Source organism: Paenalkalicoccus suaedae (genome assembly GCF_006965545.2).
Taxonomy (GTDB): Bacteria; Bacillota; Bacilli; order Bacillales; family Salisediminibacteriaceae; genus Paenalkalicoccus; species Paenalkalicoccus suaedae.
In genome coordinates, this window is sequence record NZ_CP041372.2 from 219,661 (window position 1) to 240,928 (window position 21,268).

Sequence of the window (21,268 nt, forward strand, 5' to 3'; positions counted from 1 at the left end):
GCGGTTGGGGCAATGTGAAGCGAAACGGCTTTACATGACCCTCTACGTTCGTTTTATCTCTATTTACTATTAGTAGGTATTCATCTAATAGGAAAACCATTACTCCCCATAGTCAAAAGCCCTGTACAATGGTAGACTTTAGGATAAGTCTAAATTATTTGAAATGCAAAAATTATTTCTGTAACAGTAATGAAACTTGTGCAGGGCAGGCGGGTGATAGGAATGCTCGGAATTTTAGCTAACTGGATGAAAGGGACTAAGGATAATTGGCGTAGTAGGTATTATCGAAAAAGCTTTATTATTATTTTATTTATATCTGCTATTCCCGGGATTATTGTGGGCTCAGCCATCTATTTTATTGGAGTCAAGGAAGTCGAAAATCAGCTTCAGAACCTTCATAGAACTCAAATCGATACAAGGGCTCAGCATATAAATGAACAACTAGATGCTCTGGAGAATGCGCTGTCTTACTGGGCATTTGAACCGAGGTTTAGTACGGATATTGTCGACGTGAATTTTACTTTTGATTTCTTAGAGACGAGAGACATTGTTCGGACTCTTCAAACGTTGGAGGGGAGTAATCCACTTGTCAGAAATGTCGAATTATTTATGGATACAGATAGAGGTCCAGTATTGTTCCGACCGAGCTTTACATTAGTAGAGAATCAAGAATTAGTCGAGTGGTACCGAGGCTACGCAGATAGCCCACGCTATATCGATTGGCAGACCGAGTCTCCCGAAGGAATAGATTCCAACTACTATTCATTGATGCTCATGCATAGTGTACCGGGGGTCAGTAGAAATCCTTACGGCGCATTAGTCGTTCATTTAGATGTAAACGCTTTAATGAGACACCTTGAAACGTTGGCTCCATATGAATTTGGGGCAACCATTCTGCTCAATGGCAATGGAGAAGTGTTGTTATCTTCTAATGAGACCGAATTGGAGTATTTTATAGAGGACCTCACTATTGAAGTAGCCCGACTAGCTGAAGGGGAAACGTCCTTTCAATACGAGGCAGGGGACGAAGTGTATACGGTTTCAACTGGGTCAATGGCTCGTTTATCAGACGAGTGGACGTACGTGTCGGCAGCTCCCATTTCTTCTATCACTTCCCCAATTCTATTTATTTCTCAAATTGTATTAGCTGGTAGCGCAGGTATTGTAATTATTGCTTTTATCTTTACGTGGCTTGCATCCCGCAATATTTTTAAACCTATTCGCAGACTTTCCAAAAAGCTGTCTGATGAAGGGCACAATCACGCTCCGATGAATGAATTAGAGATTATCGAGGAGCGATGGGAAACATTAACGAATGAACGCGTCTCTCTTCAAAATAAACTCTCGGAACAGGAGCCCCAGCTTCGAGAGAACTTTCTGCACCAATTAACAAAAGGCTACCTATACGATAGTACAGAGGAAAGCTTGAGGAAAAGAATGAGTAATTTTGGCTGGGAGGTAGAGGAGGCAGTTTTTATTGTTATAGACCTCCAGTTAACCGGTCTTTATGATTCTACTACAATTGATGACCAGGATGAAACAGTGGCGATATTTAGCTCTATGAATATAGTTCAGACGACAGCGGACGACTATTTTTCAGATATTACCCTGATGAATCACTATGACCTATCTTTAAGTGTGTTTATTTGCGTAAGTCGTAAAGAGTACAATCATCATGTAGTCATCCATTTTAGTCATGATGTCATGGAAAAAATTAATGATTTAACAGAGATGAAAGTAACGCTTACAATAAGCGGAATAACCGATGAGGTAAAGCAGATCCCAACGTTATTTGAAGATGTTAGTCATGGTAAGCGGTATAGAAAATTCGAAAACAAAAATCAGCTGATTGACTTAAATAATGAAGAACATAATCGCGTTCAGGAAAAGCGAATCTACTATCCTTTCGAAACAGAAAAAGAAATTATTCAGTCTGTACGTAAAGGTGATCTCGAGGATACAGAGCTATTACTGGAGAAATTCGTTAACGAAATGACTGTAAAAGGTGTCAGTGAAATGCAGATACTTCCAGGGATGATTCAGCTATATGGAAAGATCCAACACGAGATTTTGCATACAGGTATTCATCCAGAGCACTTATTCACTGGAAGAAATCTTTTAGAGGAATTGCAGCATATCCGAGAAGATCGCCAAATGATCGATTGGATGATGAACGAAGTCATTCGACCATTTATCCGAGTAATGGAAGGGAAACTTAATTTAGAAACAAAACGTAACGTGGAGGAAGTTGTTCTATATATTCATGAGCACTATCATGAGGATATTTCTTTAGAGTCGTGTGCGGAGAAGATTGGGGTGAACCCCTACACGTTAAGTAAATCCTTTAAAAAGATTCAGGGGATTAATTTTATTGATTATTTAACGGATCTAAGAATGGACGAGGCCAAACGTTTGTTAGCAGACACGAATATGAAAATTAATGATATTGCAGAACAGGTTGGCTATCGTCATACGTATTTTAATCGTATTTTCAAAAAACACTATGGGATGCCGCCAGGCCAATACAGAAAAATGAACAGAAAGAATGATTGATAGGGCCAGTTGCGCATGTGTGTAAAGAGAGAATAAGGGAAGGAGGGGGCTGTTGTTAAGAGAACTCCCTCCTCACATAATAGAGGTGAGCGAGATGAAGGAACTGCGTCAAGCTTTTATAAAACCTGATGATGAATTTACACCATTTCCATTATGGTTCTGGAACGATGATGTGACAGCTGCTGAAATTGAGAGGCAGCTGTTTGCATTTAAAGAGAAGGGGGTAACCGGCTTTATCTTGCATCCAAGAATGGGCCTCTCAAAACGGCTTAGCTATTTATCTGACTCTTTTATGACATTAGTTCAATTTGCCGTAGAGACAGCGAAGAGAGAAGGTATGCAGGTTATTTTATATGATGAAGGCATGTACCCATCTGGCTCAGCCAATGGAGAGGTTGTTAGACAAAACCAGTCCTTTGCTAGTAAAGGAATTGCGTATATAGAGCAGAATTGCAAACAAGGAATGAATGTATTAAAACCAGAGCTTCAAGAAGGAGAGGAGCTACTATTTGTTGGCGTGATTCCTCAGAGGATCACGAATGATGTTAAAAATGTGTCGATCCTAATTCCCGAAGAAGGTGATGGAGCATATAGATTTAATGCCTCTTCCGGGGAGGAATGGATGTTTGTATGGATCATCGAAGGATACACGCAAGGCACAATTAGAGGGGTACATCCAGGGGAGGATGATGGAGAACCGGGGGCACCGCGCTCTGCTGACCTATTGAATCCAAAAGCCGTACAAGCCTTTATATCTCTCACTCACGAGCGTTATAAAGCATGGCTATCTGATTATTTTGGGAAAACAGTCATCGCTATGTTTACAGATGAGCCGGATATTGTTGGGCGCCAGGCTAAACCGGGAATGAAGCCATGGACGTCAGGTTTGCTATCTGATTGGAAGGCCCGAGGGCTCAAGGAAAGAGATCTTCTTTCCCTTTGGATAGAAACAAAAGACTGCGAGAAAATACGAACAGCATACTCCTCCTTATTACATGATCAACTACAATTAAGCTATTACAAACAGCTTTCAGATTGGTGTGAGAGCAATGGTATCGCGTTAACAGGACATCCTGCAGAAAGTGATGATATGAGTTTGCTAGATACGTTTCATATTCCTGGGCAGGATCTTGTTTGGAGGTGGGTTTCTCCAGATAAAGAAAATAGTCTCACTGGCTCTCATTCTGTTTTAGGTAAGTCAGCAGCAGATGCGGCTCGACATAGAGGCAGAAGACGTAATTTAAATGAAGTCCTCGGTGCATGTGGACGAAATGGTAGCTGGCATTTACCATTAGATGACGTGAAATGGTACCTTGACTGGCTATTTGTCCGGGGTGTCAATATGATTGTTCCTCATGCCTTTTACTATTCTATTCGTGGAAGGGAACGTAGTCACGAGCGTCCACCAGATATAGGTCTTCACAGTGGCTGGTGGCCATTTTTTGGTCGTTTTTCTCAGTATATAAAGCGGATGAGCTGGCTTTTAACAGATAGTACGAACCACGTAGAAATAGCTGTTCTTTGTACCGATCTACATGTTCCGTGGAAGGTCGTAAAACCTTTGTACGAGAATCAGGTGGAATTTCATTATCTAGAGTCATCTTTTTTACATGAACCTTTTAACGTGTTTGATAGACATATCCACGTAAGGGAGCATGCGTATCGCGTTTTGATTATTGATGAGGACCTTCCCTTGTCCGATTCGCTTATCTCCTCTCTTCACCAAGTAGCTGATGCAGGAGTCTTGGTTTTGACAAGGGGGGATAGACGAACTTGGGCACGGCGAGCAACGACTGACTCTAAATTGATAGAAATTCTAGAGGAGATGCGTCCGCAGCGTGCGAGACTAATTCCTACCAATGACCATATAAGACTAGCTCACGTACGTAAAATGGGTAAGACGTTTTTCATCGTTTCTAATGAGGGGGAATCCTTTTATAAAGGAAGTATTTTTATTAATGAAACGGGCTATCCTGAAGCCTGGTCTCCGTGGGAAGGGACGATGTGTCGGTTGGAGTACCAAAAATCAGAGGAAGGAACGACCATTCTTTTTACACTAAATCGACGGGAGCTTGTGGTAATTACAATGAATCCCGAGCAAGAGCTTCGACTTCCTTTATCATACGTCAGCAAGGAGGAATGGGAGACTGGTCGTCTCTTGACATCCTGGTCAGCAGATCGAATATTTAATAACGAGGTTACGCAACTAGTCTCATGGACTGATATAACAGGATTTCAAACATGGTCGGGGACTGTCACTTACCAAACAGTCTTTGATTGGGACCCTCTCCCCAATGAAAGAGAGCTCTTATTGGATTTAGGAGAGGTTTACGAGATTGCAGAGGTCCATCTTAATGGGAAAAAGATCGGTGTAGGCATGTGGCAACCGTACATATTCACAGTCAATCCCATGCTACTCAAACAAACATCTAATCGATTGACGGTAAGTGTAACAAACAGTAAAGCATGCGAGATGGATCAGATCCCATTCCCTTCTGGCTTACTTGGGCCAGTGCAGATAAACGTGCGTAAACAAGTATAATGAGGACTATTTGGTTTCGATTTATAGCTGGTTGAATAAAGCTTCGTGCATGTATCCGTTATTAGCTTTTAACAAGTCTGCAAATTGAGATCCATGTAGAGCTTCCTCGTTATTCTCAACTAAAACGGAGGCTGTCACCTTAATAGGGGACAGCCTCCGTTTTTTATTAGATAAAGGGGAAATTAATAAGCGATTGTTGACATAAGCGCTAATTCAGGCTGCGTAGAATCCAGACGACTATACTGAACGATAATATCTGTATTCGCTTCAACTTTCATAGCATATGGAACGCCAACAGGAATCGTAGCTCCGTTTTGGTTTTTGAGCTCATTGGTTTTGATATGAGCCGTCCGTTCATTTTCCACAGTTGCGGTAAGATCTCTAATTGGCTCTTGATCTTCAAAATAAACGGTCATCGTGAGGGATGCCGAATGACCGCTGTCATTTAGCACACAAATAGCTTCATGACTGATATGTCTCCCGCTGCTTTCAGGTGGGATAAATCCATCGGGAATGTACCACGTTTTTTTTCCTTGAGACATGATGCTTCACTCCTTTAATCAGTCCCGCTTTGACAGGACTTCTTCTTCGTACTTTTGGACATTCTTTAGCCAGTCTGTGCCAGAAGGGACGTTTTCTTGCTCGCAGTAATAATCCCATATTGCACCAAGAGGAAAGGTTTTGAATTCTTCTTGAATGGCAAGCCTCTCCGTAAAATTACCTTCGTCCTGTAGCTTTTTTAAATGGTTGTTAGGCATTAGAGCGGCAAATAGTAGAGCCTTCATCATATTGCGTGTGCCAATGGCCCAAGCGGCAATTCGGTTAATGCTAGCATCAAAGAAATCTAGACCTATTTTTACGCGGTCAACAGCATCATTTCTGACGATCTCAAGAGCAATTTCTTTTAGTTCATCATCAAAAGCGACTACATGATCACTATCCCAGCGTACTGGTCTAGAGACATGTAGTGCCAAGATATCGTTAAAGGGTAGCATAGCTGAAATTTTGTTGGACACCATTTCCGTTGGGTGATAATGTCCAGTATCCAATAAGCACATGATGTTATTTTTAAGCGCATAGCTCATATAAAATTCGTGTGAACCAACGACGTAAGCCTCTGAACCGATGCCAAAAAGCTTACTTTCAACTGCATCGAGGTTATGCTCTGCCGATATATCGGCGGCAAAGATACGATCCAAAGATTCCTTTAAACGAATTCGTGGTGTGAGTCGATCAGAAGGGACGTCTTTATAGCCGTCCGGAATCCAAATGTTTGTCAGAGCAGGTGCGCCTAATTCTTCTCCAAAGTATGCGCCAATTTTCCGTGAAGCAATGCAGTGCTCAATCCAAAAGTCACGTATTTCTTTATCTGGATGAGATAACGTTAGCCCGTCACTTGCCTTGTCGTGAGAAAATAATGTTGGATTAAAATCAAGACCCACTCCATGTTCTTTTGCGAAAGCAACCCAATTTTTAAAGTGCTCGGGTTTTAGCTGATGACGATCGATTTTTTCTTCTCCAGTTTCAGCATAAATAGCATGTAGATTGAGACGATGCTTACCAGGAATAAGAGAGAGCGCTTTCGCAATATCCTGACGAAGCTCCTCCGGTGTAGTTGCCTTGCCAGGATAATTGCCTGTGACCTCAATCCCCCCAGACAGCTCCTGATCGTTTGTCTCAAATCCTGTCACATCATCCCCTTGCCAGCAGTGAATGGATATAGGAATATTTGTAACAGTTTTCATAGCGCTTTCTACATCTACGCCCCATGCTTCATACTGTTTTTTTGCTAGTTCATATCGTTCTTTCACACTCATAGTGAAGCCTCCTCATTCGGTCTGAAGGTTTTAATCTCAAAAGAATGTTGAATCATCTGTCTCGCTTCGGATAACGATTGAAAATGGCCTATACCGATAAATTGTACGACTAAATTTCCTAGGGCTGTTGCTTCAATCGGCCCTGCCTTTACCACTTTACCACTTTTATCCGCTGTCAGCTGATTCAGCCATTCATTCTGTGAACCGCCTCCAATAATATGAATGGTACTAAACGATGTACCTGTAGCTTCTTCAATCTCTTTTGCTGTACGTTGATAAGAGATAGCAAGACTATTAAATATACATCGGGCGAAATCCCCTGGTGATTCAGGCGCAGCTACTCCATTTTGTCTTGTCACCTGTCGAATAGCATCCTTCATAGAAGCAGGCCGTAAAAATTGTTCTTCATTTACAGAGATATACTCTTCATAAGTTGATTTTTTGGCCAGTTCAACAAATTCGGCAAAAGAATAAGCGTCATCGTATTCCCGTTTCAATTCCTGAATCATCCACAATCCCATGATGTTTTTTAACAATCGAAACTGCTTATTATACCCGCCTTCATTCGTTAAATTATAGGAGCGGGCGCGATGATGGTTAACTGGGGTGTCATGTTCCGTTCCAAAAAGACTCCATGTACCCGAGCTAATATAAAGCGCCTGTTCGTTTGCAGGCACAGCAGCTACTGCAGAGCCGGTATCGTGAGTGGGGGGAAGGATAACGTCTAGGTCTAGTCCTGTAGCCTCCCTTATTTCAGGCTTTATTCTGCCGAGACGTTCCCCGGGCATTCTAATTGTAGGAAGAAGGTGTTGATCAATCCCTAATTTGTTTAGAATATCTTGATCCCAATTTCCTGACTGAGCATTCACGAGTTGAGTAGTGGTGGCATTTGTATACTCACTCCCTTTAACCCCAGTGAGGAGGAAGTGAAGATAGTCGGGAATCATTAGCAAAGTTGTTGCTTTTTTATATACGGTTGGTTCTTGTTTTTTGTGTGCATAAAGCTGATAAATGGTATTGAATGGCTGGTACTGAATGCCCGTACGGTCATATAAGGCTTCTTGATTTATCACACCTTGTACGTCATCAATGATGCTTTGCGTACGACTATCCCTATATGCAATAGGCTTCATTAACAGCTCATCCTTTTCGTCAAGTAGCACGTAATCAACAGCCCATGTATCAATCCCAATGCTCTGGGGGTTTAATCCTAAATCTGCGGCTTTTTTCATGCCAATTACGATTTCTTTATAAAGCCTTTCTATATCCCAGCATTCATAAGGCCCATCCTTCACCATTGTATTAGAAAAACGGTGAATATCTTGCATCGATAGCTTTCCGTTTTTAATGGTCCCAGCAATAACTCGTCCACTTGAGGCACCAATATCAACAGCTAGCGAGGTACTCATTGCACATCACCCCTATTATCCCCCCTCTCTCTTTGCGAAGAGAGAGGGGGCTGTAATCGTTAAGCGTTTACCAGCTAACAAACTAGTTAGGCCTGTAAATTCTCTTCCTCCTATTAGCGAGTAAATGCAGCAGGAACACCGCCATCAACTGTTATCATACAGCCTGTTGTTTTCGCAGCCTTACTAGAGGATAAAAATGCGATAGATTCTGCAATATCCTTTGGAAGGATATTTACAAGCAGTGCAGTCCGCTTACGGTAATGGTCTTCTAATTCATCTGGTTCAATCCCATAGGCAGCAGCACGTTCTTCCTTCCAAGAGGAATTCCAAATAGCAGACCCTTGAAGTACTGCATCAGGTAATACCGAATTAACACGAATTCCATATTGTCCCCCTTCTGCAGCGAGGCAACGAGCTAAATGTGTTTCCAAAGCCTTTACTGAACTATAGGCGGATGCATTTCTTCCTGCATACACAGAATTTTTTGATCCTACAAAGACCATAGAGCCGCCGGTTCCCTGTTCCTTCATTAGCTTAAACGCTTCCCGTCCGACGAGGAAATAACCAGTTCCTAAGACATCCATATTTAGTTGCCACTCTTTTAACGTGGTTTCTTCGATAGGATTAGATGTTGCTAACCCGGCATTATTCACAATCATGTCAACGCCACCATACTGTAAAATAGCTTCCTTGTAGGCAGCTTGAATATCCTCTTCCTTCGTTACATCCATTTTCAGCGCAATGGCCTGCTTATCTCCATATTGCTGATTAATCTCTTTAGCCACATGCTCTGCACCTTGGAGATTTAGGTCAGTTACTACCACATGGGCGCCACCCTCCGCATACAGCTTACATGTTTCGCTGCCAATTCCTCCTGCGCCACCGGTGACTAGAGCCACTTTTCTAGAAAACTCTGCTTCTGCAGGGGCTAAGGAAAGCTTATAAAGCTCAAGTGGCCAGTATTCGATTTCGTAAGACTCGTTCTCATTAAGAGAGACAAACTCTCCTAGCGCAGTTGCCCCTTTCATCACTTGCACGGCACGATTGTAAAGAGCGCCACTAACATTCGCCATCTTCAAATCTTTACCTGTATTAATCATCCCGATTCCTGGAATCAAGATAACACGCGGGGATGGCTCAAACATGATATCCCCTTCGTTTTTATTGCGCTCAAAGTATTCTCGATACTCGTTTTTATAAGAAGCGACTTTGTCTGTGATTAGCTGTTTTAACTCATCCGTTGATTGACTGGAAGGATCCCAGTCAATAAAGAGAGGAGTCCGTTTTGTGTGGACAAGATGGTCCGGACATGCCGCTCCAACCTGCGAGAGATTCTCTGCATGCTGACTGTTTACAAATGAAAGGATTTCGGTATTATCGTCGTACGTTAAAATCATCGCCTTCTCTTCAAAAACCTGTCCTCTGAGATGAGGTAGGACAGCGGACAAGCTCTCCTTCCGTTGATCCTCAGATAAGGACGAATACTTTACACCGCCAAAGGTTTGTTTTTGTTCGGCTGCTTTTTTAATATATGCTTCCGCTTCATTAATCACATCAATGGTTTTGTAGTAGCTTTCTTTTGCCGTGTCACCCCAAACAACTAGACCATGCTTTTCCATTAGTACAAGCTCTGCGTTAGGGTTGGCTTTTACCCCATCGGCGATCATTTTAGACAACTTAAAGCCTGGACGGATATAAGGAACCCATACAAATCGGTCTCCAAATATGTCTTTCGCAATTTCCTGTCCGTTATCTGCACAGCAAATACTAATAATGGCGTCAGGATGTGTATGATCCACATTCTTATATGGAAGAAAAGCGTGTAAGAGCGTTTCAATGGATGCACGGGGATGTTTACTATCAATCATACAATGGGAAAGATAGTTCACCATATCTTCGTCAGACATATCCTCTTTATCTTGTAAAGGAAGAATGTCTGTTAGATTTAAGCCTGTGAAATTATGATGCTTCAATGTGGCGAGATCTGAGCCGCTTCCTTTTACCCACATCACCTCTATATCTCGACCTCTAAAATCCTTTTCAGTCGTTTTCATCGACGTGTTTCCGCCACCAAAGTTACAAACAGCTCTGTCTGTTCCAATTAAATTTGAGCGATAAACTAATTCATCAAGTCCTGTTGACAACGACGCTTCATCTTGTGTATTCCATAAATTTTTAACCATGATTACCTCCATAAGAATGTGTCTGATATACGTATTATAACGATAGTATTTTATGTTTTCAATAAATTATTTTGTTTACGAAGATTTTTGTTGTAAAATAAAACTACAGAGATTAAGACGAGGCTACTAAATTTCGTTATAATGATGGTTAAAAGATCGAATATGAAATGAGGAGTTTTTAGCATGTTTCAAGAAGAGCCAAAAGTAGCGAAAAGACGACAACGGATTGTAGAAGAACTTCAGTCTAACGGGAAAGTTAAAGTGAGTGGCTTAAGTAAGATGCTTCAGGTCACAGAAGAGACCATTAGACGCGACCTGGAATACCTTGAAAATAGCAACGTATTGATTAGAACAAGGGGAGGCGCCGTTAAAACGGGAGCGGAAGGATTCGAAGTGCCATCTTTAGAGAGAGAGCAACATAATCTTTCCGAAAAAAAGAAAATAGCCCAAAAAGCACTCGAGTTTGTTCAAGAGGGGGAAATAATTGCGATTGATGCTAGCACAACAACAAGACAATTTGCAAAAGTCCTGCCAAACATTCCGATTACAGTCATTACAAACTCTATCCAGGTATCGATTGAGCTAGCGAAAAAAGATCAGATTACCGTTATTTTAACAGGCGGATATCTACGAACAGAGTCCATGTCTCTCGTCGGCGTTACAGCGGATAAAATACTCAATGATTATCATGTAGATCGCTTCTTTATGTCATGCACGGGACTCGATATTAAATGGGGGGTCAGCGACAGCCACGAGCTTCAGGCTAAAACAAAGGAGAGGCTAAAGCAATTGGCGGACCAAGTAATTGTAATGGTAGATCATACAAAATTTCACCAGCGGTCTCTTATTAAATGGATGGAGTTAAAGGATGTATCAACCATTATTACGTCAAGCCTCACACATGCAGATATCCGGGAAGAGTACCGATCGCATGTAAACAATCTATATGTTGCAGATTAGTATCGATATGTGTAGAGGGGAAAGGTAGTAAACGATCACCCCTATACAAATCCGAAAAAAACCTTTTGATAGGATGCCAGTTTTTATGTGAAAGAGAGGGTCGTCTGGTAGCGATGTAAGGAGGGCTCTCTTTATTTTCTTAATAAGCAATTTGCAGAGCTGAACGTACTTACACATAAACGTCAAATAAATCACCTAATAGAAGGGGGGGATCAACGATGAGTGATTATGTTATACCTGCATCCCCATTATTTAGAGATCCAATTTTTGATGGTGCTGCTGATCCTACTATTATTTGGAACCACCATGAACAAAGCTGGTGGATTGTTTATACAAATCGAAGGGCAACGGCACATGGTCAAGGAGTTGCATGGGTCCATGGAACGGACTTAGGGGTTGCCTCATCTACTGATAATGGTCAGACTTGGACGTATCGGGGAGTACTAGAGGGATTGGACGTTGAGTGGGGCAGAAATACATTTTGGGCACCTGAAATTATTTACCATCATGGAACATATCATATGTATGTAAGTTATATCCAGGGGGTGCCTGTGAAATGGGAAGGACATAAAAGACAAATCATTCATTATACGAGCAGTGATTTACTAAATTGGACATTTGAATCAATTTTGAATTTAAGCTCAGAGTTTGTCATTGACGCATGCATTCATGAACTTCCAGAGGGGGGGTTTCGCATGTGGTATAAGGATGAAGCAAATCATTCGCATACTTATGCTGCAGACAGCAAAGACTTGTACCATTGGTCAAATACGTGCCCTGTCCTAACAGAATATCCACATGAAGGGCCTAACGTTTTTTACTATAAAAAATCCTATTGGATGCTTATTGATAAATGGGAGGGACTAGCAGTCTATCAATCAAGCGATTGTAAAAACTGGTCTTATAACACTACCATTCTTCATACTCCAGGAACTCGTAAGGAGGATGGTTCCCTGGGATATCACGCAGATGTCCACGTGAATGGGGAGGAGGCATATGTGTTTTATTTTACCCACCCTACAAGAGATTCAACTACAAACGAGGATTCCTACGAATATAAGCGTTCATCCTTGCAGGTAGCTAGATTGGATTTACAGGACGGGCTCATCACTTGCGATAGAAATAAGAATGTTCGAATGAGGCTACAACCTTACTAGGTTAAAACATTTGGGAGGAGCATGAATAATGAAAGTATCTGATATTCGCATTCGCGATCCATTTGTATTAACTGATTACAAAACGAATACCTATTACCTCTATGGAACGACAGATGACAATACGTGGAGTGGAAAGGGTACTGGCTTTAACGCTTATAGGAGTGCAGATTTACGAGAGTGGGAAGGACCGTTCTCAGCATTCAGGCCGCCAGAGGATTTTTGGGGTGAAACGAACTTTTGGGCACCTGAAGTTACGTATTATAACGACCATTACTATATGTTAGCGACCTTTAAAGCGGAGCATAGATGTAGAGGTACACAACTCCTAGTAGCTGATCATCCGTTAGGACCTTTTAAGCCCCTCACAAGCTCTCCTGTAACCCCGTCGGAATGGGAATGCTTAGATGGGACACTTTTTATAGATGAAAAAAACCATCCATGGATGGTTTTTTGTCGCGAGTGGTTACAGGTACAAGATGGCGAAATCTATGCAGTTCGTCTGTCACAGGATTTAAAAAAGAGTATGGGGGAGCCTGTTCTGCTATTTAAGGCTAGCGAAGCGAATTGGACGGTGCCTAGTAAAGGGGTAAACTATGTCACGGATGGGCCTTTTATTTATCGTACGAATGATGATCACTTATTAATGCTTTGGTCTAGTCATGGAAGGTACGGTTACTCGATGGGGGTAGCACGGTCTCCATCAGGCACGATAGTAGGACCATGGAAGCACGATCATGAAATGTTGTTTAAAAAAGATGGGGGTCATGGCATGATATTTCGAACATTTGAAGGTCGCTTGATGCTAACAGTTCATGCTCCTAATGCTATGCCAAATGAGAGAGCCATACTTATGGAGGTAACTGAAGAAAGTGGGAAGCTACATTTGTTAGAGTAAAAGAATTCATATTACTATAAATGCATCCGTTTACTTAATTTAAGGCTTGGAAAAGTACAGAATCTTAATTAGATTTTTTAGATGTTAAACACCCATTAAACACTTATCACAAAGTTTATGACTCTTGAATATTTCTATCTGCCTGAATCAAGTTTATAATGTTTCTTTATTAATAAAATCAGGGGGAGAATTTATTCACTTCAATTTTTTTTGACTTATGCTAAATTATTGGTTCTTCACCATAAGGTGTAGTTGACAGGTCAATTCGATTGACCTATCTCTAAATATATTCGCATTTATAGTGCTCGTTATTTCGATAGCCATATGCGCGACACTTAATAAGCTTGATCTTGTTATTGATTCCTTCGATCATACCATTAGAAGCCTAGACGTTTTACTTACAGGTAAAAGAGAACGGTGAGGAAATTGAGCCTAATGACCTTCCCTCTCCAAAGCCACTTAAAGCTCCTACGTATACGGTAATTAAGGTGTCTGCATGTGAACAGTTAACTCTTTTTGCGATCCATCATTATGCAGAGGAGCTAGAATGTTATTATGACTTTTATTATTTGAAGGAAACGTGTTTCTTTTTTGTCGAGTAAGACTGTCCATCTGGGGTTATGCGGGTTGAGTTGATGCCTATTTGTGTAGAGTTAGGGTGATGATAGGGGGATCTTTACCTGTTTTAAAACTTTATCCGTAATTTTGACTATATCTTTTGTGTTAAGGAAGGAACTTTAACAATACCATAAAAGTCATACTTTTGATTTTAATAAAGTTTCACTTGAAATCAACACTAATATTGTCCAACGAATCAAGATGGATGCGCTTGTTCCGATCCGTAACTACCCTATACTAAAAGAAATAGACAAATGATTAGGGAGCGTGAGTCCATGAGGGTAGCGGTATTAACTCATACGAAGAATATAGACAAGCAAACGCTAGAAAAACCGATATGTGCTGATGACGAGGTGATCGTCGAAATTAAAGCCGTCGGTCTATGTGGATCTGACATTCACTACTATGAGCATGGCCGAATCGGCTCGTTCGTTGTTGAAGCACCAATTATCCTCGGTCACGAGGCGAGCGGCGTAATTGTCGAGGTCGGTAAAGACGTCCCCACGCGAGCGGTTGGCGAGAGAGTTGCTATTGAACCTGGGATCCCTTGTCGAAAGTGCGACTATTGCTCAGACGGGCGCTATAACCTTTGTCCCAACGTTCGTTTTCTCGCAACACCTCCATATGACGGCGCCTTTTGCGAATACGTAGCGATGCGCGCTGACATGGTCTATCCCGTGCCAGATACTATGAGCTACGCCGAGGCTGCGTTGATCGAGCCCTTCTCAGTCGGCCTGCACGCGATCGACCGGGCAGATCTTGCTATGGGCGAAAATATAGTAATCATGGGCATGGGGCCAATCGGTCTGATGACAGCGGCCGCGGCTTCGATGCGCGGAGCGGGAGAAGTTATCGGTGTTGATCTTGAAGGGGAAAGACTCGAGCTTGCCAAAAGGTTTGGCGTCACAAAAACAATAAATCTAGCAGAAGAAAACCTAGAAGAAGCCGTCTTGAAGGCTACAGCAGGAAAAGGTGCGGATGTGTGCATCGAAACAGCAGGTAGCACGAAAGCAGTTCAAGGCTGTCTCCAAGTAGTCAAACGCGGCGGGAAGATCACGATCGTCGGAATGCCACCGACTGATATAGCCGAACTAAACATCTCTGACATTGTAGGGAAAGAAGTCGACATTAACGGGGTCTTCCGCTACCACCATACATATCCTAAAGCCATCAAACTACTAGAAAAATCCACTATCAAACTTGAAGACATGGTCAGCGCGACCTACAAATTAGAGGACACAGCAGAGGCAATCGAACGCGCCATCAACGACAAAAAAAGTACAATGAAGCTGATCATTGAACCGTAACCTATTAATTAAACCAGTAAAACTCCCTTTCTCACGCTTAGAAAGGGAGTTTTTAACTGGAAAATCGTTTGCGTTGGCAAAGCTTACTCAAAGTCTAATACATCTAACTCAAATTCGCTAGTTAACCTAGCATTGACCCATTTATTAGCCGATGAAATATCAACTCTGTTGGTAGCAATCGCGTTTCTCCCGCCTCTATGATCACTGTATAAAACCTCAATTTCTTGTCGGTTGTTAGACTGAATCACTTGTACATTAAACCAAATGATATCCCCTAGTTCGTAATACTCTTCATTATTAATTTTCTCGAAATCAATTGTTCCGCCAAAAGGACCACCATTAACATACGTCATTAGCTCAAGATAGTTCATTCCCTCAATGTCTCCTATCTCAATCGAAATCCCTTCCCCATGTTGCTCGGCAGTTTGCTTGCCACATCCAACTAGCATAAGCAAGGTTAGTAATAGCAAAAACCTCTTCATATATAACCTCCTTTAGAGTTTGAACTTGTTATTCTTAATCTAACACAAACCCTTATTTTGTGTGTAAAAATTTGTAACTCAGAATTTGGTAGTTGTTATTAAGTGATGAAGAAAGAAGTAAAACGCAAACTACGAAGATTAATACGCAAATTGCCAGAACTAACGCGGAACGGGCTAGTAATAGCACGGAAGTTGGTTCAAGTAGGTCGCAAAAAAGAAATAGAACGGAAATGTAGAGAAACAGTACGCAAAGTGGAAGAAGTAGAACGGAACTCTGTGGAAGTAATACAGAAAGCGAGAGAAGTATGCCGAAAACGCCTATAACCAAATACATAACTCTCACCAAATGAATAGCTGGGCAACGAACTTGCGCCCAGTGCTCTTTTCAAAAAAGAGGAAGGTTAAAACTTAAACCAACCGTTACGAAGGAACCCGGAGCGGCGATCGCGTACTACCAGTGGTAGCACTTTCGCGCAACGAAAATCCTTTCCGTCGGGCATTGGTTTGGCCGACGGAAATAGTTGAGTCAGCCACCACCGGTAGTTGCGATCGACGCGCAGGGGACCGAAGGTCCCGCCCTTGACCTTGAACTTAATATCTTGACCTTGAACTTAGCTTAAACCTCCACCCTTAATGGTTCTTATTGGGTGTTAATTTATTTACCCATAAACTCACCGATTCCCCTCCACATAAACAACCACTCCTCACTCATACCGCATAATTATTAGGGTGAATAAAAGAAATCACCTATTCAACCAATAAAATAACCGTTACAAATCTCTACATATCAACAATCCCTCTCTAAAGTCTATTTTGACTATTTTTTCTGACAACTCATAAATTTGGCATGAAACTTGCATATTAATAAGCTGAATAATTATTATGCTTACGAAAAGGGGAGAATGAGATGAAAATGAAACAGGTAGGCTTGTCAGTTGCAGTGTCGCTCGCGGTATTGCTCGCAGCGTGTTCGTCTAACGACGATGCAGGAACAACGGAAAACGACCCAGCAACAAACGAAGCGAACACAAGCAACGAGGTAGTGGACAACGAAGCCGAAGCAGCGAATGAGCCAAACGAGGAAGAAGACAACAACGAACCAGTGGCAGAAGAGCCATCCGAAGGCGGAGAAGTAGTGGTGGGTATTGAAGCAGAGCCAACGTCGATGGACCCTCACAATACGACAGACAGCGTATCAGCAACGGTCCAGAGTACGATGTACGAAGGACTACTGCGATTCGACGAGAGCATGGAGATCGTCAACGTCTTAGCAGAAGACTATGACTATAGTGATGATGCAACGGCCATTACCTTCTATTTACGTGAAGGCGTGGAATTTCATGATGGTACGCCATTTAATGCCGAAGCGGTAAAAACGAACTTTGACTATGTGCGCGATGAGGAAAATGGGTTAGCGCGAGCGTCATTCTTCTCCTTTATCGAGGATGTAACGGTGGACGACGAGTATACAGTAACGGTTACGGCAACGGAGCCGAACTCGGCGATGGCGGCATACATGGCGCACTCCTCGGCTGGGATGAAGTCAGTCGACGAGATTCAAAAGAAGATCGACGATCCAGATTACAATATCGACCGTGAAGGAGCCGTTGGGACAGGTCCATTCCAGTTTGTCGAGTGGCGCGATGGCGAGCATGTAGTGGTCGAAAAGTTTGATGGATACTGGAACGACGAGGAGCTAGCAAAAGTCGATCAGATCACATTCCGACCAGTTCAAGAAGCAGCTACTCGCGTGAATATGCTTCGTACGGGAGAAGTGGATATCGTTTTCCCAGTACCGACGCTTGATGCATCCGAGTTAGAGAATGACGAGGATATTGACCTTTACACAGGACCAACAACGGATACGTTCTATATCGGGATGAACTTCCAAGAGGACAAGTATCAAGATATCAATGTACGTCATGCAATGAACCATGCAGTTGATAAAGATGGACTGATTGCACAGGTGCTTGATGGATACGGCACAATCGTGGATTCGGCTATTGCTCCTAATATCTACGGGTACGCAAGTCAGCCTATTTACGAATACGATGTAGACCTTGCGCAGGAATTAATGGCAGACAGTGATCAGCCAGATGGGTTCTCTGCAACACTTTGGACGAGAAACAGCACGGAATTTATTTCTGTAGCGGAGTATGTAGCAATCCAACTAGCGGAGATTGGGATCGACATTGAAGTGCAGGCATTTGAGTCTGGGACACTCTTTGACATGTTAGATGCTGGTGAAGGAACGGATCTCTTTATCGGTAGATGGTCGCCAGGTACGGGGGAAGCGGACTACGGACTGCGTCCAAACTTTGCCTCTGACCGCGTACCGCCTAACTTTAATAACTCAGGATTCTATATTAACGAGGAGTTAGATGGCATGTTTGACGATGCGATCTCGACGCCGGATGAGGACGAAGCACTCGAAACATATGCGGACATTCAGGAGATCATCTATCAGGATGCTCCGTGGGTATTCCTCCACATTCCAGATGCGATTATTGCCAAGGATCGTGACCTAGTTGGTATTTATGTATTACCGACAGGCGCTGTTAACCTAAACCTGGCTGAATTTAACTAAGGAACGTTTGGGGCTTGGAGAGAGCGTCTATCAAAGTACGTAAGAAGCTGTGTTGCGAGTGAACGCCTCCGCTACTGAACGCTGCGCCGCTTTCCGCGGGAAGCGTTTGAGCCTCCTCGTGCTTCGCACTGTGGGGTCTCACCTGCGCTTTATCTCCCGCAGGAGTCGGCGCATCGTTCATTCGCTAGGTGCTTTACTCTATTCACATGTATTCGTCCAAGCCCCACCCGTTTTACCCAACACCTATACGCCCGGAGAGGAGAAACATACATGCTTCAATTTGTCATTCGGCGACTTCTCGGCATGATACCGATACTATTTATTATTACGATTATCTCGTTTTTATTTGTGCATTTAACACCAGGCGATCCAATCCGGATCATGTATGGTGCAGAAATTAGTCAGGATATGTACGAGCAAATGCGTGAGCGAGAGGGCTTTAACGATCCGCTATACGTACAGTACTTCTCCTATATGTCGGGACTATTCCAAGGTGACTTCGGTCAATCGTACCGTACGCGTGCAGATGTTGCGGACGAAGTGCTACGACGTTTTGGCTTTACCTTCATTCTGACGATGCTAAGTATGTTTTGGGCAATTGTTATCGGCGTAACCGTGGGGATTATCTCTGCAACAAAGCGTAACTCCTTAGTAGACCGTGCCGGTATGATCTCGACGATTACGGCGCTTAGTATTCCAGAATTTTGGTTTGGCTTAATGCTTATGCAACTCTTTGCCGTGCAACTTGGCTGGTTCCCAACGAGTGGAAGTGGCTCTGTGGCGCACATTATCCTCCCATCAATCACACTTGGATTTGGGGTGGCCGCAACGATCGTTCGTTTTACAAGATCGAGCGTGCTCGAAGTATTACGGGAAGACTACGTGCGCACAGCACGAGCTAAAGGACAGAAAGAATCCGTTGTCGTGTGGAGTCACGTGCTTCGTAATGCGCTTATTCCTGTTGTAACGATGGCGGGACTTCAGTTTGGCTTCCTCATTGGAGGAGCGGTTGTTGTAGAACAGGTCTTTGCGTGGCCGGGACTTGGCTCGTATTTAATCGATAGTATTTTGACGCGTGATTACCCGGTTATTCAGGCGCTGATACTCTTATTTTCTGTCCAATTTTTAGTGATAAATTTACTCGTCGATATCAGCTATGGATTCTTGAATCCGCAGATACGATATGAATAGGAGGGGAAGACATGGCGTATAAACAAAACTCCCCCTTTAAGATGTTTGTCCGGAAATTTTTAAAGCAGCGCTTAGCGGTGTTTGCGCTAGCTGTCGTTGTTGCTATCATGCTTGTTGGGGTAATCGGGCCATTCTTTGCGCCGTACGATCCGCATCGACCAGTGACCGCGCAGTATGCAGATAAGGGCATTGATATCGATCAGCTCACGAATAGCGAGCTTGTGCTTGAAGGTGTGTTTAGTAATGGGGAGACACAGCCTGTAAGGGAGCTTGGTCGACTGGAGGTTGAGACAGATAATCGTCGGATTGCCCAGATTCGTCAAACGCAGTCTGGTATTACGATCGTTGCTAACACGTCTGGCTATACGTTTGCGACAGTGACGGCAGACGATGTCAGCATTTCTACCGAGGTGCTCGTCGAAGGGGAAGCGGACCTCGATGACCGTCCACCGATTCTCTCGCAGATTCGCTTGAATCAACCGGAGGAAGCGGTGTCCGTCGGTGATTCGTATCAGCTTGATGCTGTGGGGATCTTTACCGATGACTCCGAGCTTAGCTCAATCGACGAGCTTCGATCGTACGCGGAGCAAACATTTGAGATGGAGGAAGAGGAGTCTAGCAGTGGCTTCAACACGGGCGCAAGCTCGTCGTCTGACTCCCTGCCGTTTGTGATCGAGGCCGTGACAGAGGATACGATCTCTGTGGCGGAAAATGGAGAGATTACCTTTGAAGAAGATGGCGAAGGTGTAGTCATGGTGCGAGCAGGCACGGTGTCATCGCTCATCCAATTTCAAATAGGAGCTGACCCAGTTGAACCAATCCTCACGCATTTTGCAGTAGAAGACACAACTACGGTATTAAGTGACGCGTATAAGCACCAGCAACCGTCATCGATTCATTGGTTTGGTACAGACCACCAAAACCGAGACATTTTAAGTCGTATTATTCACGGTACGTCGGATACACTCTTAATCGGGTTTGTATCGGTTGCAATCGGGACGATGATTGGTACGGTAATCGGCCTGTTAGCTGGCTATTACGGAGGCTGGATTGATAGTCTTGCGACACGAATGACGGATATTTTACTCGCGTTCCCAGGGATTTTATTAGCGATTGCTGTTATTGCCTTTTTAGGTCCAGGCTTAACGAATATTATCTTTGCGGTTGCCGTGTTTACGATACCAGTCTTTATCCGAATTGTGCGGGCGTCTACGCTTTCCCTGAAGGAAATGACGTATGTCGAAGCGGCGAAATCAATTGGAGTTCGTGACTCCGTCATTATTATGCGACACATTTTCCCTGGTACACTCTCCGTTGTACTTGTGTATTTAACGATGCGAATTGGAGTTGCCATTTTGATCGGAGCTGCTCTTAGTTTCCTCGGCTTAGGGGGAGATATTACGGCGCCGGAGTGGGGATCGATGTTAAGCGCTGCAAAGGATAATAGTGGGACGATCTTCCACGCCACGTTCTTCCCGGGACTTGCGATCGTAATCACGGTACTTAGCTTTAACATATTCGGAGATGGACTGCGCGATGCGCTAGATCCGAAGCTGAAGGAGTAAGG

14 protein-coding genes and 1 pseudogene are annotated in these 21,268 nt (G+C 43.2%); 9 read left to right on the forward strand and 6 right to left on the reverse strand.

Going from position 1 to position 21,268, the window contains the following annotated elements; all coding sequences use genetic code 11:
* Nucleotides 1–222: 222 nt before the first annotated feature.
* Nucleotides 223–2,553 carry a helix-turn-helix domain-containing protein gene (locus FLK61_RS01545; RefSeq protein WP_176007795.1) on the forward strand — a complete coding sequence of 777 codons (2,331 nt, stop codon included), beginning with the start codon at nt 223–225 and terminating at the stop codon, nt 2,551–2,553.
* Nucleotides 2,554–2,605: 52 nt separating this feature from the next.
* Nucleotides 2,606–5,095 (forward strand): glycosylhydrolase-like jelly roll fold domain-containing protein, encoded by a 2,490-nt coding sequence (locus tag FLK61_RS01550; protein WP_176007796.1) that lies wholly within the window; start codon nt 2,606–2,608, stop codon nt 5,093–5,095.
* 182 nt (nt 5,096–5,277) lie between these two features.
* Here FLK61_RS01550 and FLK61_RS01555 read toward each other — a convergent pair whose 3' ends face one another.
* From FLK61_RS01555 to FLK61_RS01570, 4 genes are all read right to left on the reverse strand, one after another.
* On the reverse strand, nt 5,278–5,637 hold the full coding sequence (locus FLK61_RS01555; RefSeq protein ID WP_176007797.1) for a sensory rhodopsin transducer: 360 nt from the start codon (nt 5,635–5,637) through the stop codon (nt 5,278–5,280).
* A gap of 18 nt (nt 5,638–5,655) precedes the next feature.
* The gene (rhaA, locus tag FLK61_RS01560; RefSeq protein ID WP_176007798.1) at nt 5,656–6,912 is read right to left on the reverse strand and encodes an L-rhamnose isomerase; all 1,257 of its coding nucleotides are present in this window, start codon (nt 6,910–6,912) and stop codon (nt 5,656–5,658) included.
* Nucleotides 6,909–8,321, reverse strand: coding sequence for a rhamnulokinase (gene rhaB, locus FLK61_RS01565; protein ID WP_176007799.1), 1,413 nt, complete (start codon nt 8,319–8,321; stop codon nt 6,909–6,911). Before rhaB ends, rhaA begins: the two co-directional genes overlap by 4 nt.
* 113 nt (nt 8,322–8,434) lie before the next feature.
* Nucleotides 8,435–10,504, reverse strand: a complete 2,070-nt coding sequence (locus FLK61_RS01570; RefSeq protein ID WP_176007800.1) for a bifunctional aldolase/short-chain dehydrogenase — start codon at nt 10,502–10,504, stop codon at nt 8,435–8,437.
* A gap of 183 nt (nt 10,505–10,687) precedes the next feature.
* Here FLK61_RS01570 and FLK61_RS01575 point away from each other — a divergent pair, with 183 nt between their 5' ends.
* The 3 genes from FLK61_RS01575 to FLK61_RS01585 all read left to right on the forward strand — a co-directional run bounded on the left by FLK61_RS01575 (nt 10,688) and on the right by FLK61_RS01585 (nt 13,516).
* On the forward strand, nt 10,688–11,464 hold the full coding sequence (locus FLK61_RS01575; protein ID WP_176007801.1) for a DeoR/GlpR family DNA-binding transcription regulator: 777 nt from the start codon (nt 10,688–10,690) through the stop codon (nt 11,462–11,464).
* Between the two features lie 218 nt (nt 11,465–11,682).
* Entirely contained in the window at nt 11,683–12,621 is a 939-nt protein-coding gene (locus FLK61_RS01580) for a glycoside hydrolase family protein (RefSeq protein ID WP_176007802.1), read from the forward strand.
* A gap of 28 nt (nt 12,622–12,649) precedes the next feature.
* Complete coding sequence (locus tag FLK61_RS01585; RefSeq protein ID WP_217706302.1) at nt 12,650–13,516, forward strand: glycoside hydrolase family 43 protein; 867 nt, start codon at nt 12,650–12,652, stop codon at nt 13,514–13,516.
* 260 nt (nt 13,517–13,776) lie between these two features.
* Here the strand turns inward: FLK61_RS01585 and FLK61_RS20305 are convergent.
* Nucleotides 13,777–13,898: pseudogene (locus FLK61_RS20305) on the reverse strand (transposase); the annotation flags it as partial.
* A 511-nt stretch (nt 13,899–14,409) separates the two neighbouring features.
* Here FLK61_RS20305 and FLK61_RS01595 point away from each other — a divergent pair.
* Complete coding sequence (locus FLK61_RS01595) at nt 14,410–15,441, forward strand: NAD(P)-dependent alcohol dehydrogenase (protein ID WP_176007804.1); 1,032 nt, start codon at nt 14,410–14,412, stop codon at nt 15,439–15,441.
* A gap of 83 nt (nt 15,442–15,524) precedes the next feature.
* Here FLK61_RS01595 and FLK61_RS01600 read toward each other — a convergent pair whose 3' ends face one another.
* On the reverse strand, nt 15,525–15,923 hold the full coding sequence (locus tag FLK61_RS01600) for a hypothetical protein (protein WP_176007805.1): 399 nt from the start codon (nt 15,921–15,923) through the stop codon (nt 15,525–15,527).
* A 907-nt stretch (nt 15,924–16,830) separates the two neighbouring features.
* On the opposite strand from FLK61_RS01600, the gene FLK61_RS01605 reads away from it, so the two are divergent.
* The 3 genes from FLK61_RS01605 (at nt 16,831) to FLK61_RS01615 (ending at nt 21,266) form a co-directional block, all read left to right on the forward strand.
* Nucleotides 16,831–18,510, forward strand: a complete 1,680-nt coding sequence (locus FLK61_RS01605; RefSeq protein ID WP_176007806.1) for a glutathione ABC transporter substrate-binding protein — start codon at nt 16,831–16,833, stop codon at nt 18,508–18,510.
* A 270-nt stretch (nt 18,511–18,780) separates the two neighbouring features.
* Nucleotides 18,781–19,701 (forward strand): nickel ABC transporter permease, encoded by a 921-nt coding sequence (gene nikB / locus FLK61_RS01610; RefSeq protein WP_176007807.1) that lies wholly within the window; start codon nt 18,781–18,783, stop codon nt 19,699–19,701.
* An 11-nt stretch (nt 19,702–19,712) separates the two neighbouring features.
* Nucleotides 19,713–21,266, forward strand: coding sequence for an ABC transporter permease (locus tag FLK61_RS01615; RefSeq protein WP_176007808.1), 1,554 nt, complete (start codon nt 19,713–19,715; stop codon nt 21,264–21,266).
* Nucleotides 21,267–21,268 lie beyond the last annotated feature (2 nt).